Source organism: Roseateles sp. GW821-FHT03B02, from assembly GCF_059421025.1.
In genome coordinates this window covers 236461-250729 of the sequence record NZ_JBWKUV010000005.1, presented here as the reverse complement: position 1 = coordinate 250729, position 14269 = coordinate 236461, and the positions used below count along the sequence as shown (strand labels likewise).

12 protein-coding genes and 1 pseudogene are annotated in these 14269 nt (G+C 69.8%); 5 read left to right on the top strand and 8 right to left on the bottom strand.

The window, feature by feature from the left end:
- Window positions 1-383: 383 nt before the first annotated feature.
- Both AC07VX_RS15855 and AC07VX_RS15850 read left to right on the top strand, forming a co-directional pair.
- A pseudogene (locus tag AC07VX_RS15855) lies at window positions 384-1400 on the top strand (methyl-accepting chemotaxis protein); the annotation flags it as partial.
- Window positions 1401-1694: 294 nt separating this feature from the next.
- The gene (locus tag AC07VX_RS15850) at window positions 1695-3251 is read left to right on the top strand and encodes a M4 family metallopeptidase (protein ID WP_493166392.1); all 1557 of its coding nucleotides are present in this window, start codon (window positions 1695-1697) and stop codon (window positions 3249-3251) included.
- 48 nt (window positions 3252-3299) lie between these two features.
- Here AC07VX_RS15850 and rpiA read toward each other — a convergent pair whose 3' ends face one another.
- The 8 genes from rpiA to AC07VX_RS15810 form a co-directional block, all read right to left on the bottom strand.
- Window positions 3300-3959 carry a ribose-5-phosphate isomerase RpiA gene (gene rpiA, locus AC07VX_RS15845; RefSeq protein WP_493166393.1) on the bottom strand — a complete coding sequence of 220 codons (660 nt, stop codon included), beginning with the start codon at window positions 3957-3959 and terminating at the stop codon, window positions 3300-3302.
- A 54-nt stretch (window positions 3960-4013) separates the two neighbouring features.
- Entirely contained in the window at window positions 4014-5786 is a 1773-nt protein-coding gene (locus tag AC07VX_RS15840; RefSeq protein ID WP_493166394.1) for a glycoside hydrolase family 16 protein, read from the bottom strand.
- A gap of 5 nt (window positions 5787-5791) precedes the next feature.
- Window positions 5792-6427, bottom strand: coding sequence for a PEP-CTERM sorting domain-containing protein (locus AC07VX_RS15835; protein WP_493166395.1), 636 nt, complete (start codon window positions 6425-6427; stop codon window positions 5792-5794).
- An 18-nt stretch (window positions 6428-6445) separates the two neighbouring features.
- A complete protein-coding gene (locus AC07VX_RS15830; protein ID WP_493166396.1) occupies window positions 6446-7114 on the bottom strand; it encodes a PEP-CTERM sorting domain-containing protein in 669 nt (222 codons plus the stop codon).
- Between the two features lie 245 nt (window positions 7115-7359).
- Window positions 7360-8841: a carotenoid oxygenase family protein gene (locus AC07VX_RS15825; protein WP_493166397.1), complete on the bottom strand. Its 1482-nt coding sequence runs from the start codon at window positions 8839-8841 to the stop codon at window positions 7360-7362.
- Between the two features lie 11 nt (window positions 8842-8852).
- Window positions 8853-9281: a DUF2141 domain-containing protein gene (locus AC07VX_RS15820; protein ID WP_493166398.1), complete on the bottom strand. Its 429-nt coding sequence runs from the start codon at window positions 9279-9281 to the stop codon at window positions 8853-8855.
- Between the two features lie 299 nt (window positions 9282-9580).
- On the bottom strand, window positions 9581-10702 hold the full coding sequence (locus tag AC07VX_RS15815) for a 3-deoxy-7-phosphoheptulonate synthase (protein ID WP_493166399.1): 1122 nt from the start codon (window positions 10700-10702) through the stop codon (window positions 9581-9583).
- Window positions 10703-10730: 28 nt separating this feature from the next.
- Window positions 10731-11657, bottom strand: coding sequence for a DMT family transporter (locus tag AC07VX_RS15810; RefSeq protein ID WP_493166400.1), 927 nt, complete (start codon window positions 11655-11657; stop codon window positions 10731-10733).
- Between the two features lie 106 nt (window positions 11658-11763).
- Here AC07VX_RS15810 and AC07VX_RS15805 point away from each other — a divergent pair, with 106 nt between their 5' ends.
- From AC07VX_RS15805 to AC07VX_RS15795, 3 genes are read left to right on the top strand one after another with little or no spacing between them, the layout of a single operon-like run.
- Window positions 11764-12726 carry a LysR family transcriptional regulator gene (locus AC07VX_RS15805; RefSeq protein ID WP_493166401.1) on the top strand — a complete coding sequence of 321 codons (963 nt, stop codon included), beginning with the start codon at window positions 11764-11766 and terminating at the stop codon, window positions 12724-12726.
- Window positions 12717-13757, top strand: a complete 1041-nt coding sequence (locus AC07VX_RS15800) for a quinone-dependent dihydroorotate dehydrogenase (RefSeq protein WP_493166402.1) — start codon at window positions 12717-12719, stop codon at window positions 13755-13757. Before AC07VX_RS15805 ends, AC07VX_RS15800 begins: the two co-directional genes overlap by 10 nt.
- A gap of 9 nt (window positions 13758-13766) precedes the next feature.
- On the top strand, window positions 13767-14264 hold the full coding sequence (locus tag AC07VX_RS15795; RefSeq protein WP_493166403.1) for an outer membrane protein assembly factor BamE: 498 nt from the start codon (window positions 13767-13769) through the stop codon (window positions 14262-14264).
- The last annotated feature ends 5 nt before the right edge of the window (window positions 14265-14269 follow it).

Below are 14269 nucleotides of genomic sequence, written 5' to 3'. Positions count from 1 at the left end.
GGTTTGACCGGCTCATCGACGGCCGGCACGGCGGGCACGGGCGGCACACTGCGCGCTGTCGCCGGCCCGGTCCGGCGTTTCCTTTTTCCGATGGAGACGACAGCATGTTCGGTTCTGGCAGCGGTTCGCAAAAGATGAAGTGGGCGCTCCTGGCCACGATCGGTATCGTGACGGTCTGCGTGGGCATGGCGCTGGCCGGCGACGGCTCCGCCAAGGGCTGGCTCATCGCCAGCCTCGTGCTGACCTGGATCGCCGGTATGGCCGGCCTGCTGCTGGGCGGCGGCGGCTCGGGCTCCAGCCTGCACGCAGCCACAGAGGCCGCCGAGGCGCTGGCCCGCTTCGACCTGACCCATCCCATCCCGAACGGCGGCTCCGATGACGTGGGCCGCCTGCTGACGGCACTGGAGGCCACGCAGCGCTCGCTGCAGAAGATCATCGGCGACATGCGCAGCGCCGCCGACAGCATCGGCACGGCCAGCACCGAGATCGCCACCGGCAACCTCGACCTCAGTCAGCGCACCGAGCAGACGGCCAGCAATCTGCAGAACGCGGCGTCATCCATGAGCGAGCTGACCGGCACCGTCAAGCAGACGGCCGACGCCGCGATGACGGCCAACCAGCTCGCCAGCTCGGCCGCATCGGTGGCCCAGCGCGGCGGCGAGGCTGTGTCCCAGGTCGTCGCCACCATGGACGAGATCAGCCAGAGCTCGCGCAAGATCAACGACATCATCGGCGTCATCGATGGCATCGCCTTCCAGACCAACATCCTGGCGCTGAATGCCGCCGTGGAAGCCGCGCGTGCCGGCGAGCAGGGCCGAGGCTTCGCCGTCGTGGCCGCCGAGGTGCGCTCGCTGGCGCAGCGCTCGGCCGGCGCGGCCAAGGAGATCAAGACGCTGATCAGCGCCAGCGTGGAGCGCGTGGACTCCGGCACCCAGCAGGTGCAGGCCGCCGGCAGCACCATGACCGAGATCGTCGCCAGCGTGCAGCGCGTGACCGACATCATTGGCGAGATCAGCGCCGCGGCGCGCGAGCAGAGCGAGGGCATCGGCGTCGTCAACGGCTCCGTCGTGCAGCTGGACCAGATGACGCAGCAGAACGCCGCCCTGGTGGAGGAGTCCGCCGCCGCCGCCGAGAGCCTGCGCGAGCAGTCGGCCCGCATGGCCGAATCCATCGGCGTCTTCAAGCTCGCCGGCGTCACCCATCGCCCGGTGGCTGCCCGGGCGCCGGCAGCGCCCAAGCACGCCGCGATCAAGCCCATGGCCAAGCCGCTGCCGGCCAAGGCCCCGGCCAGCCCCAGGCCGGCCGCCGCCAAGCCCGCCGCGCCCGTAGCCGCCCCCCGGCCTACGCCGGCACCGGCGCCTGCGGCCGCCACGGACGACGGCGACTGGGAGACCTTCTGAGCCGCGCGTCGGCTGCAGCAACACCGAAGCCGGGCCCAGCCCGGCTTTTTCGTTCCTGGGAATCCGGAACTGCCCGTCCCGGGTTCAGGGTCGGCCCATTGAGCCCCGCTATGCAAAAGCATGCCCCGGCGGCCTGAGGCATCCGCAAGGACCCGCAACTGTTGCATGCCGGCGCCAGCCCGGGATGATCCCGAGGGGCGGGGCTGCGGCGGGTGAGCAAAGTCACGCCCGCGCCGCACCGGCGCACCCCGCGGCAGACCCGCCGCGCACAACCAAAGAAGACCAGGAGCCCTGATGTATCACCCCCTCTTTCGCCTGACGCTGCTGAGCCTCGCCTTGGCAGCCTCGTCCGTCCAGGCCCAATCCGACCGCGCCGCCGAGGTGGCGCAGATGAAGAGCCGCGCCGAAGCCCAGGTGCGCCAGTTCCCCGGCCTCAGCATGGACGGCCGCGACCACAGCTACAGCGTGCGCGACGTCGTCGTCGACGCCGATGGCAGCAGCCATGTCCGCATGGATCGCAGCGTCGCAGGCCTGCGCGTCATCGGCGGCGACCTCGTCGTGCAGAACGATCGTTCCGGCACGCTGCGCGCCATGCATCACACCCTGCGCTGGCGCCTGGATGTCGACACCAAGCCCGGCCTGAACGCCAACCGCGCCGCGCTGGCCGTGCAGCGCACGATGGCAGGCGACACCGGCAAGCCCGAGCTCGTCATCTACGCCCGCGACCAGGCCCCTGCCCTGGCCTGGGACGTGCCCGTTTCCGGCGAAGGCGCCGACGGCACGCCCTTCGAGAAGCACGTCATCGTGGACGCGAACACGGGCAGCCAGCTCGACGCCTGGGACGACATCCACACCGCGGCCGCCAACGGCACCGGCAAGACGCTCTACAGCGGCAACGTGGTGCTGACGACCAACAGCATCAGCAGCGGCTACGAGCTGCGCGACCCGAGCCGCGGCAACACCTACACGATCGACATGGGTGGCCGCAGGAGCGGCGGCAGCGTCATGACCGACGCCGACAACATCTGGGGCAACAACGCCACCAGCGATGCCGCCAGCGCCGGGGCCGACGCCCAGTACGGCACCGCCATGACCTGGGACTACTACAAGAACGTCCATGGCCGCAACGGCATTGCCAACGACGGCAAGGGCGCCTACAACCGCGTGCACTACAACCGCAACTACGCCAACGCCTACTGGTCGGACTCCTGCTTCTGCATGACCTACGGCGACGGCGACGGCACCAGCATCAAGCCGCTGGTGTCGCTGGACGTGGCCGGCCACGAGATGACGCACGGCGTGACCAGCCGCACCTCCAACCTGACCTACTCCGGGGAGTCCGGCGGCCTGAACGAGGCCACCTCCGACATCTTCGGCACGATGGTGGAGTTTTATGCCAACAACACCAGCGACGCCGGCGACTACCTGATCGGCGAGAAGATCATGGTGGGTGGCGGCTCGCTGCGCAGCATGGTCAAGCCCAGCAGCGACGGCGCCTCGGCGGATTGCTGGTACTCAGGCGTCGGCAGCCTCAACGTGCACTACAGCTCGGGCGTGGCCAACCATTTCTACTTCCTGCTGGCCGAGGGCACCAACAGCGCCTACGGCAACAGCCCGACCTGCGTGGCCGGCAACACCCGCGTCGCCACCGGCACGGGCTCGCTGACCGGCATCGGCCGCGATGCGGCGGCCAAGATCTGGTACCGCGCGCTGACGACGAAGTTCACCTCGTCGACCAACTACGCCGATGCGCGCGCCAAGAGCATCCTGGCGGCCAACGATCTCTACGGCGCGGGCAGCGTCCAGGCCAATGCCGTGGCCGCAGCCTGGACGGCCGTGGGCGTGAACTGAGCCATCGGCACACCGACCGAGGGGCGCCGGTGGCGCCCCTTTCTTGTTTCAGAATGTCAGCGTCTTTACGCCTTCCGCACCGCCCAGCAGGCACACGCTGGCCTTGTGGCGCGCAAACACGCCGACGGTGACGACGCCGGGCCACTGGTTGACCTCGGTCTCGAAGGCCAGCGGGTCGGTGATGGCCAGGCCAGTCACGTCGAGGATGTGGCCACCGTTGTCGGTGACGACGCCCTCGCGAAGCTTTGCCGTGCCGCCGAGCTGGGCGAAGCGGCGCGTCAGCTGGGCCGCGGCCATGGGGATGATCTCGACGGGCAGCGGGAACCTGCCCAGCGTCTGCACGAGCTTGGAGGCATCCGCGATGCAGACGAACTTGCTCGCAAGGTCGGCCACGATCTTCTCGCGCGTGAGCGCGGCGCCGCCGCCCTTGACCATGAAGCCGCCGTGATCGATCTCGTCGGCGCCGTCGATGTAGACGGTCAGGCCGGTCACCTCGGCGGCGTCCAGCACCTTGATGCCATGCTTGAGCAGGCGCTGCGTGGAACGCTCCGAGCTGGAGACGGCACCCGCAACGGCGATGCCGCTGGCGGCCAGGGCGTCAATGAAGCAGTCCACCGTGGAGCCCGTGCCGACACCGAGGACCTGGCCGGGAATGACGTAGTCGAGCGCGGCGCGACCGACGAGTTGCTTGAGTTGGTCTTGGTTCATGACCCCGATTTTGAGGGATCGCAAGGGCCGGGACCCTTCCGATCCCCGCGGGTCTTACTTGACGACCGCCACCTTGGAGGCCGAGTCGACCGCCATCTGACGGGCAACGTCCCAGGCGGTGAAGCGGTACTCGACGACGTCACCGCGCTTCAGGCCGCCGGCCGTGTAGCGGCTGGTGCCGCCGTCCTGGCGCATGCGCACGGTCCGGGCTTCGCCGCCATTGACGCTGTAGTGCACGTCCACCCAGCCGCTGGCCGGTACGGCGAACTCCAGCGTGGTGGCGCCGGCCTGGGCAGAGCTGCCGGAAACCGCGGCGATCCTGGCAAGCGCCGGCGCGGCCGCCGCCACCTGCGGCGCGCTCGGCACGCCCGAGTCCCAGATGATGTCGTCGAAGGCGATCTGGAAGGCAGAGGTCGGGTTGGCGCCGTCCACGCTGAGGAACTCGAACAGCGAGCTCATGGACTGCAGCGCCACCAGCGGCCCGGCGATCTCGGCCACCGGGATGGTGGCCGTGCCCCAGTCGCCGTTGCGCACCAGGCCGTAAGCGGTGGTGTTGGCGGGGAAGGTCACCCAACCGTGGTTGGTGTAGGTGTCCAGGATGCCAATCTTGAAAGCCACGTTGGCGGGCGCCTTGATCTTGAGCTTGATGTGGCCGTTGCGAAAGCCGCTCATGTCGTGCGCCTCGCGCGACGCGATGGCGCCACCGAACCACTGCCCGGGCGCGAAGTAGCTCAAGGCCAGCACGTTGCTGCCCTCGTAGGGCGGGAGGGTGCCGCCGCCCATGGAGCCGGTGTTCCAGATGTAGAAGTCGGCCGAGCTGCCGAGTGCCTGGCCGTTGTTGACCGGCGTGGTGTCGGTGAACACCCCGAACTTGCCGACCTCCTGCGAGATGCCCACCCCCAGCTTGACCTCGCCCAGGCCGTCCAGCTCGTAGACGCGCACGTAGTCCACGTAGGTGGTGGCGGGCAGCGGCGCGGTGATCTGCGCGGGCGTGGCCGCCGGCGTGAAGTTGCCACCCACGGCCATGTTCAGCAGCAGGTAGAACGGCGCCTGCAGCGCGGGCGACCCGACGGTGGAGATGGGCGCCTTGTACATGTCGTACTCGCGCGTGCCGTCCAGCAGCGTGAAGCGGATCTGCGTGTCCGTCCAGTACAGCCGGTAGGTCACGAAGCGGTTGGCCAGCGACCGGCTCGGGGTGACCCAGTTCTTGTTCTGCCAGGCGGTGGAGGCGGCGCAGCTCTCGTTGCCGGGCACGCAGGCCGCATCGGCGTAGGTGATGACGTTGGAGCCGACGAACTGGTCCGGCGAGATGGGCGGCAGGCCCGCGGGCTGGCGGCCGCCCTGCTCCATGATGTCGATCTCGCCCTTGCGCGGCCAGGGCTGCAGACTGGTGCCCAGCATCCATGCGGCCGGCCACAGGCCCACGCCGACCTTGGGCGTGGCCATGCGGACCTCGATGAGGCCGTACTTCACCTGCAGCTTGCCGGCAGTGTCCAGCTTGCCGGAGGTGAACTGGTTGCTGCCGACCACCTCGCGCCGCGCCGTGATGGCCAGCGCCCGCGTGCCGGGCTCGAAGGGCACGTCGGCGATGCTGAGGTTGCTGGGGCTGTAGGACTGCAGCTCCTGGTTGCCGTAGCCGCACAGGCCGATCTGACAGCCGTTGCCGTTGCTGGCCGTCCAGAGGCTGGTGTTCAGGCTGGCGCCGTTGAATTCCTCGGACCACAGCAGCTTGCCGATGACGGGGCTGGTGACGCTGGCGGAGGCCGCGGCGCTGGCGGCCAGCAAGACGCTGCCGACGAGGCCGCCGATGATTTGTTGACGGTTCATGACGTTCATCCTTGGCGGACGTTGGATTTGCCGGAATTCCGACGGGCGGCGGCGGCGACGAGCAGGCCGCCGGCAAGCATCAGGCCGTAGGTGGCCGGCTCGGGCACGGCAGCGGCGACGGTGATGCGGGCCCCGGGCATGCCGGTGAAGGGCGAGGCGCTCATGTCCACCCAGCCACTGCCGGACGAGTAGCCCCAACTGCCGTTCGGCGAGTCGGTGCCGCTTTGCCATTGGCCGCTGAAGCCGCTGTCGGCCACGGCCATCAACCAGTAGTTGCCGGCGGCGAGGGACCAGCCGGTGGGAGACAGCAGCGTGTTCTGCAAGGGGTCGACAAGGTGGGTGCTGTAGAGCCAGCCATTGGCGCCGGGCGAGGCACCGGTGCGCGCCACGATGCCCAGCGTCACGCCGCCCACGCCGTCGAGAGACGTGAGAAGCGACTGGACAGACGTGGCGCCGACCAGGCTGAAGGCGATGGCGATGTCCTGGCCCGGGAACAGCGGCGTGGGCCAGCCGTCCAGCTTGTCGACATCGGACCCGTAGGTGTCGAGCACGACGGTGCCGGCGGCACTGGCATGGGCAGCGAGGCCGCAAAGCAGCAGGGCCGCGGCGGTTTTGGAAAGCGCGTGAATCTGGAATTGCATGGCTTGTCTCCTGCGATCTCAGGCGCGACGGCGGCGAGCGATGGCGGCGACGGCACCCAGGCCGGCGGCCAGCAGCGCATAGCTGCTCGGCTCCGGCACGGCGGCGGTGGTCAGCATGAACTGCAGGTCGTCCACCAGGACGGCGTTGGGGCGACCGTCGAGGATTGGGCCCACGGCGGTGCCGATCTCGAGGAAGAGTGCCGTCGCGCCCACGGGAATGGCCGCGGCCTGGAAGCTGATCTGGGTCCAGCCGTTCAGGTTGATCTGGGACTGGAACTGCCGCTCCAGCGCCAGCACGTTGCCGCCGCTGCCGAAGTACTGCAGCTTCACGAAGGCATTGCCCGTGGTGCTGGCGTCGCCCTTGGCCCAGAACGTGAGCCAGGGTGCGTCGCCGACATTGGCGGCCGTCAGGGCCGGCATACCGCCGTGGCCGACGGAGTCCTGCAGCGCGATGGAGGCGTCGAAACCGCCCGGCGCGCTGAGCAGCAGGGCGAAGCTGCCGGAGTGGGCGTCGGTGGACAGGGTGGCCGGACTGCTCGTCGCAGCCGTCAGCCAGCCGGCGGCGATCTGGCCGCCGCTGCCGGCGGCCTCGAAACCGCCATTGGCAAAGCCGTTGGTGGTGGCGGCACCGGCCGCGCCGGCGATCAGGGCCGCGGCAATGACCGCGGAGGTCTTCAGATTCAGCATGTTGTCTCCTGGGTTTGATGGGCTCTGGCGGCCCGAACGAGGCGACGACGAACTGTCTGCCGATCGCCAAAACTGAAAGCGCTTTCTGAAAGCGCTTTCACGCGGCGCGACCTTAGGGCCGGGAATTCGGGCTGTCAATGCGGCCTGCCCTTGATCTCCGGGTTAGACCTGCCCCCCAGTTTCACAGCAAGACGCCGCCGCAGCTGGCCTGCCGGGCGGCTGTGTCCAAGGTCTGGCGTGCGGCTTCAGGCGGCGTAGAACCTGCCGTGGAAGCCGTAGGGCACCCAGTAGGGCAGCCAGGCCCGCGTCAGCGGCCCGTCGGCCAGGTGCAGAGCATCGAAGACGCTCAGGAAGCTGCGCTGGCGGCGCGCGTCATAGCCCATGCCGACCAGCCAGCCCTCGCCCTCCCTCGTGCTGCCGGGCCGGGGCACCAGCACATGCTCCTCGACGACGACATCCGCGCCGAAGCTGAAGCGCTCGCGCGCCCCGGTCTCGATGTCCAGCCGCATCAAGCCGTTGAAGCCCCAGCGCGGGCCGGTGTCGATGGCGGTGGGGTACCAGACGAAGCGATGCCGCTGCGCGACGACGCGCGGGTCGACGACGGGGAACTCGACCGCCTCGTCGCGGGCCGCCAGGCTGAGCCGGCCGGTCTGCAGGTCGATCTCCAGCACCCGCGGCGTGGACACCTCGCGCGCCGTGCGCAGGCCACGCATGATCTGCCCTGAGGCCGCGTTGTACGCGGGCAGCGGCACGCTCTGCACATAGTCCACGCGCAGCAGGCGGCCGTCGTCCCAGGCGTTGCCGACATGCAGCACCAGCGCTGCAGGCATCTCGAAGACGCGCCAGTTCGAGAAGTCGGCCTTGTCCACGACCAGCACGCGCATGGGCGCTTCGGCGGCCCAGCGCATCGCATCGGTCATGGCGGCGCCGGCCGCCAGCGCGGCGCGGTCCATGGTGATCGGCGGCAGCAGGAAGACAAGATGGCGCTGCGACACGGCGAAGTCGTGCAGCATGGCCGGTGCGCCCACGTCCAGCACGGCATGCCGCCGCACCTGGCCGGCGGCATCGATCTGGTAGACGACGAGGCGGCCGTTGTAGGTGCCGAAATTCCACACCGTGCCGTCTGGCTCGACCTTGGGATGGGCCGAGAACGGCATGCCGCGCAGCTCGGGGGTCCAGGTCTTGACGCCGCGCGTGGCCAGCGTCGCCGGGTCCAGCTCGTAGGCACTGCCGCCTTCCCACAACGCGTAGAGATGCTCGCCCTGCAGCAGCACGCTGGTGTTGGCCACGTTGACGCTGTCCGGCCCGCGCACCGGGCGCTCGGCCTTGATGGCCGTGCCGAAGGCGGGCAGCAGAAAGCGCCCGGCCTGCTGCTCGGCGCGGAACTTGGCCGTTTGCACGAAACGGCCGCGGTGGCTGGCGCGGCCGTCGGCCAGCATCCAGGCCTGCACGAAGCCGTCGCCGTCGAACCAGTGGCGGTAGCGCTCGGCACCCCGCTGCATCAGGCCCGGCCCGTTGCGGAAGTAGCGGCCGCGCAGCGCCGCGGGCAGGCGGCCTTCGATGGTGGCGCCGGCAGTGTCGAGCGCTTCACCGGCCAGGCCGCGCAGCGGCGCCAGCTCGGGCGCATCCGGCGCAAAGCCGTCCGCGGGCAGGCCCAGGGCCAGCAACTCGGGGCTGAGGCCGCCAGCCAGCAGCGCGGCGAGAAGGGAGCGGCGGGTCGTCGTCATGGCGGCGCTCCTCAGTTCAGGCGGATCTTGAGCGGCTGGCCCGCCACCGGCGTCACGACAGCCTGGGCGAACTTCGGCGGCCCGAAGTTGCCGATGGCGTCGTTCGAAAAGCCCATGGGCTCGACGGGAATGCCCATCGCGTTCATGTCAAGACGGCCGTTGGCATTGGCGTCCTGGAACAGGCTGAGCGCCAGCGGGCCGTCGGGCAGATCCTTCAGCACGACGGTCAGCTTGCCCTCCGTGGCCGCGTCCAGCGGGAAGCGCCGGCCCACCTGGGGCTGGCGCAGCCAGTTGGCCGGCTCGGTGTAGATGGCCACCATCAGTGACGCGCCCTGCAGGCGGCTGGTGTCCAGGCCCTCCACGTCGAGGGTGAGGTCGGCCGCCCGGCTGCACAGCGGCAGCAGCGCGACCAGGACGGCGGCAAGGGTCTGTCGTTTCATCACGGTCTCCATCGGGTTCAGCAGTGGGAATGGCTGAATGATGGAAACCGCCCCGCCGCGGCGCGAGCGCGCTGCGACGGGTGGCAATTCAAGGGCGCCAACGGCGCCAGACGAGCGTCAGCCGTTTGCCATGGGATTCACCGACGGCTGTTCTGCGGGCCGAGCGCCGGGCCGCTCCCTAGCCGGCCCGCGCTGACGATGTGCTTGCGGCTCGAAGCCGCAAGCATCGCCCACCCCGGGGGACCGACCAGGCAGGCCCGCGTCCAGCGTGGCCAGCTTGGGCGAGGGACACCGTCTATTCAGCCGCGGCGCTTTTGCACGGCCGCTGCCAGCTCGCGCAGCAGCGGCTCGGTCTGGGCCCAACCCAGACAGGCGTCAGTGATGGACACGCCGGGCTTGAGGTCGGCCTTGGTCTGGCCTTCGGCCAGGTCCTGGCGGCCGGGCTGCAGGTGGCTCTCGATCATCACGCCGGTGATGCGTGCGTCGCCGCCGGCAATCTGGCCGGCCACGTCGCGGCCGACATCGACCTGGCGCTCGTACTTCTTGCTGGAGTTGGCGTGCGAGAAGTCGATCATCACCTGCTCGCGCAGGCCGGAAGTCTTGAGTGAGTCGCAGGCGGCGTTGACCGATGCCGCGTCATAGTTGGGCGCCTTGCCACCACGCAGGATGACGTGGCAGTCCTCGTTGCCGCGGGTCTCGAAGATGGCGGCCGTGCCCATCTTGGTCATGCCCATGAAAGCGTGGGCGCTGCTGGCGGCCAGCACGGCGTCGCTGGCGACCTTGATGCCGCCGTCGGTGCCGTTCTTGAAGCCGACCGGGCAGGAGAGGCCCGAGGCCAGCTGTCGGTGGCTCTGGCTCTCGGTCGTGCGCGCGCCGATGGCGCCCCAGGCGATGAGGTCGGAGATGTACTGCGGCGACAGCAGGTCCAGGAACTCGGTGCCCGCCGGCAGGCCCAGGCCGTTGACGTCCAGCAGCAGCTGGCGGGCCAGGCGCAGGCCCTCGTTCATGTGGAAGCTGCCGTCCAGGCGTGGGTCGTTGATGTAGCCCTTCCAGCCCACCGTGGTGCGCGGCTTCTCGAAGTAGACGCGCATGACGATGAGCAGGTCGCGGCTGAGCTCGTCGCGCGCGGCCTTCAACAGCCGCGCGTAGTCCATCGCCTGGTCGTGATCGTGGATGGAGCAGGGGCCGACGATGACCAGCAGCCGGTCGTCGCGGCCGTGCAGCACGTCGCTGATCTGCTGACGGGCCTGCTCGACCAGCTCCAGCGTCGCGTCGGGGATGGGCAGCTCTTCCAGCAGCAGGGCCGGGCTGATCAGCGCACGGACGGCACCGATGCGGGTGTCGTCGGTGCGCGTGGTGTCGCGGGTTTCGTCGCGGGAGCCCGCTTCGTGGTCGTGGTGGGGGTCGTCCAAAGGTTTCATCGCAGGGCTCCAGGGAAGCCCTCGATTCTCACCGCTTGCCGGCCGCCAGGCACACGGCGATCGCCGAGAGCCCGAAACCGGCGATGGCCAGCGGCTCCAGCCGCTCGCCCAGCAGCACGAAACCCATCAGCGCCGACACGCCCGGGATCAGGAAGAACAGCCGCGCCACCTGCCCCGCCTGGCCGCGACGGATCATGATGAACATCAGGCTGAAGGCGCCGATGGAGTTCACCAGGCCCAGCCATAACCAGGCACCGACGAGTTCGGGCCGCCAGTCAACGGCAAAGCCTTCCGTCGGGCCGGCCAAAAGCGCCACGGCCAGGGCCGACACGGCCATCTGCACACCGGCGCCGCTGCGCAGGTCCATGTGGGCGCAGAAGCGCTTCTGGTACAGCGTGCCGGCAACAAGCCCCAGCAGGCCCAGGCCCGCGACCGCATAGCCGGCCCAGGCGCCGTGCAGCGGCTTGTCGGCCACGACCAGCGCCACGCCGGCCAGGCCGCCCAGCAGGCCCAGCCATTGCCGGCCATTGAGCTGCTCGGCCAGCCACAGGTGGGCGCCCAGCGCGGTGGCCAGCGGCATCAGGCCGATCAGCAGACCGGCCACGCCGGCGCTCAGGCCCCACTGCAAGGCGAAGTAGATGCAGGAGAAGTGCAGCACCTGCATCAGCAGGCCCACGACGGCCAGATGCCCCCAGGCCCGTGCACGGTGCGGCCAGGGCGCGCCGGTGGTGATGGCCACGGTGATCAGCACGACGGCGGCGAGGCCGAATCGCAGCGTCAGCAGCGTCAGCGGCCCGGTGTGCGGCAGGGCCAGCTTGCCGGCCACGTAGCCGCTGCTCCAGAGCAGGATAAAGAGCATGGGCAGACTGGACGCGGCGACGGCGCCCGGCAGTCGCTCCAGCAGGCTCGGCCGGAAGGACTGCGCGGCGCAGGGCGACAAGGTGGTGGAGGACATGAGGCGACTCCGTGCAGAGAGACAGGCCGCCACTCTAGGAATCAATCATTCGAGACACAATCCAGCCATAAATTGATTCAGAGTTTCCAAACGGAGCACAGTCAACATGGGCCGCCTCGAAGACTTGCAAGCCTTTGCCCGCGTCGTCGACGCGCGTGGCTTCTCGGGTGCAGCGCGGCTGCTGGGCACGACCAAGTCTGCCGTCAGCAAGCAGGTCCAGCGCCTGGAAGACCAGCTCGGCACCCGGCTGCTGCACCGCACGACGCGCAGCGTCAGCCCCACGGCCGAGGGCCGGGCCGTCTACGAACGGGCGCTGCGGCTGCTGGATGAATCCCTGGCGATGGAGACCGAGCTCGCCGGCCGCCGCGACGAACCGCGCGGCGTGCTGCGGCTGTCGACGTCCACCGCCTTCGGCAACCTGCAGTTCACGGCGCTGATGGCCGAGTTCTGCGCCCGCCACCCGCTGCTGGACGTGGTGCTGGGGCTGAACGACCGCTATGTCGACCTCGCCGAAGAAGGCTTCGACGTGGTGCTGCGCCTCACGCACAAGCCGTCGGACGGCCTCGTCGCGCGGCGCCTCGCGGCCATGCGCTTCGTGCTCTGCGCGGCGCCGGCCTATCTCCAGGCGCACGGTGAGCCGCAGACCGTGACCGACATCGCCGGCCACCGCTGCCTGCGCTTCGGCTATCTGCAGTCGCCCGACCGCTGGCGCTTCAGGCACGCGGATCACGGCGAAGCCGAGGTCGAGACCCGCGGCGTGCTGCGCTTCGAGAGCGGGCTGACGGCCAACAGCAGCGAGAGCCTGCGCGTGGCGGCCCTGGCCGGCATGGGCCTGGCGGTGCTGCCGACCTACGCCATCGGCGCCGACCTGCGCGCCGGCCGGCTGCGCGCGCTGCTGCCCGGCTGGCAGCCGGTGGGCGGCCTGGCCGACGCCGACACGCTCTACGCGGTCTACCTGCCCAGCCGCCACCCGGCCCCCAAGGTGCGGGCGCTGATCGACTTCATGCTGGAGAAGATGGGCGAGGTGCCGCCCTGGGACCGGGAAGAGACAATGCAGGCATGCCCCTGATCCCCTACGCCCTCACCCGCCCCTTCCTGTTCGGCCTGGACCCCGAGCACGCCCACGAACTGACGCTGAACAGCATCGCCAAGCTGCAGAACACGCCCGCTCAAGCGCTGTGGTGCGGCGAACGTGTCAGCGACCCGGTGACGGTTGCCGGCCTGCGCTTTCCCAACCGCATCGGCCTCGCCGCGGGCCTCGACAAGAACGGCCGCTGCATCGACGGCCTGGGCGCGATGGGCTTCGGCTTCATCGAGGTGGGCACCGTGACACCCAAGGGGCAGCCTGGCAATGACAAGCCGCGCATGTTCCGCCTGCCCGCGGCTCACGCGCTGATCAACCGCCTGGGCTTCAACAACGAGGGCCTGCAGAGCTTCATCGCCAACGTGCAGCGCGCCCACAGCTTCCGCAAGGCCGGCGGCATCCTGGGCCTGAACATCGGCAAGAACGCCGCCACGCCCATCGAGAACGCAGCCGACGACTACCTGCTGGGCCTGGAGGGCGTGTTCCCGCACGCCGACTACGTCACCGTCAACATCTCCAGCCCCAACACCAAGAACCTGCGCGCGCTGCAGAGCGACGAGGCGCTGGACGCGCTGCTGTCCACCTTGCAACAGCGCAAGCTGCAGTTGCAGGCCCGGAGCGGCCGCAAGGTGCCGATGTTCGTGAAGATCGCGCCCGATCTGGAGGAAGCCCAGGTGGCCGTCATCGCGCAGACGCTGAAGGCCAACGACATCGACGGCGTCATCGCCACCAACACCACCATCGCCCGCGACAAGGTGCAGGGCCTGGCCCATGCCGACGAGACGGGCGGCCTGTCCGGTGCGCCGGTGTTCGAGGCCAGCAACCGCGTCATCCGCCTGCTGCGCGCGGCGCTGCCGGCCGGCTATCCCATCATCGGCGTCGGTGGCGTCATGAGCGGTGCCGATGCTCGTGCCAAGATCGAGGCCGGTGCCGATCTGGTGCAGGTCTACACCGGTCTCATCTACAAGGGCCCGGGCCTCGTCAGCGACTGCGCGAGGGCCCTGGCCCGCCGCTGAATCAACGCCATGCGCCTCGCCGCCCTCGCCCTCTGCCTCGCGCTGCTCGCCGGCTGCGCGACGCCGGACCGCGATGCGCGGCTGCTGCCAGGCACGAGCCGCGAGGTGGATGTCGTCGCGATCTACGGGCCACCCGGCCGCGTCTGGCCCGAGGCCGACGGCGGCCGCACACTGGAGTATTCGAGCCAGCCCATGGGCCGGCACGTCTACATGGTGCGACTGGGTGCCGACGGTCGGCTGCTGGGCGTCGAGGACGGCCTCTCTCCTGCCGGCCGGGCGCGCATCGAGCCCGGCATGACGCCCGAACAGGTCAGCCGCCTGCTGGGCCGCGAGCGCTCGCGCGTGTTCTTCCGCCTCAGCGGCGAGGACGTGTGGGACTGGACCATCGAGCCCGACCAGTCGGGCTACGGCATGCGCTTCAACGTCCACTTCAAGGACGGACTCGTCGCGCGCACGACACAGAGCATGGTCTTCCCCAGCAGGCTCTTCCCTGGCTTTGACGATTAGCAGGA

What these genes read in the sequence shown, in the direction of transcription:
- AC07VX_RS15850 (WP_493166392.1), top strand. Translation starts at nt 1,695, where the DNA reads ATGTATCACCCCCTCTTTCGCCTGACGCTGCTGAGCCTCGCCTTGGCA.
- rpiA (WP_493166393.1), bottom strand. Translation starts at nt 3,959, where the DNA reads ATGAACCAAGACCAACTCAAGCAACTCGTCGGTCGCGCCGCGCTCGAC.
- AC07VX_RS15840 (WP_493166394.1), bottom strand. Translation starts at nt 5,786, where the DNA reads ATGAACCGTCAACAAATCATCGGCGGCCTCGTCGGCAGCGTCTTGCTG.
- AC07VX_RS15835 (WP_493166395.1), bottom strand. Translation starts at nt 6,427, where the DNA reads ATGCAATTCCAGATTCACGCGCTTTCCAAAACCGCCGCGGCCCTGCTG.
- AC07VX_RS15830 (WP_493166396.1), bottom strand. Translation starts at nt 7,114, where the DNA reads ATGCTGAATCTGAAGACCTCCGCGGTCATTGCCGCGGCCCTGATCGCC.
- AC07VX_RS15825 (WP_493166397.1), bottom strand. Translation starts at nt 8,841, where the DNA reads ATGACGACGACCCGCCGCTCCCTTCTCGCCGCGCTGCTGGCTGGCGGC.
- AC07VX_RS15820 (WP_493166398.1), bottom strand. Translation starts at nt 9,281, where the DNA reads ATGAAACGACAGACCCTTGCCGCCGTCCTGGTCGCGCTGCTGCCGCTG.
- AC07VX_RS15815 (WP_493166399.1), bottom strand. Translation starts at nt 10,702, where the DNA reads ATGAAACCTTTGGACGACCCCCACCACGACCACGAAGCGGGCTCCCGC.
- AC07VX_RS15810 (WP_493166400.1), bottom strand. Translation starts at nt 11,657, where the DNA reads ATGTCCTCCACCACCTTGTCGCCCTGCGCCGCGCAGTCCTTCCGGCCG.
- AC07VX_RS15805 (WP_493166401.1), top strand. Translation starts at nt 11,764, where the DNA reads ATGGGCCGCCTCGAAGACTTGCAAGCCTTTGCCCGCGTCGTCGACGCG.
- AC07VX_RS15800 (WP_493166402.1), top strand. Translation starts at nt 12,717, where the DNA reads ATGCCCCTGATCCCCTACGCCCTCACCCGCCCCTTCCTGTTCGGCCTG.
- AC07VX_RS15795 (WP_493166403.1), top strand. Translation starts at nt 13,767, where the DNA reads ATGCGCCTCGCCGCCCTCGCCCTCTGCCTCGCGCTGCTCGCCGGCTGC.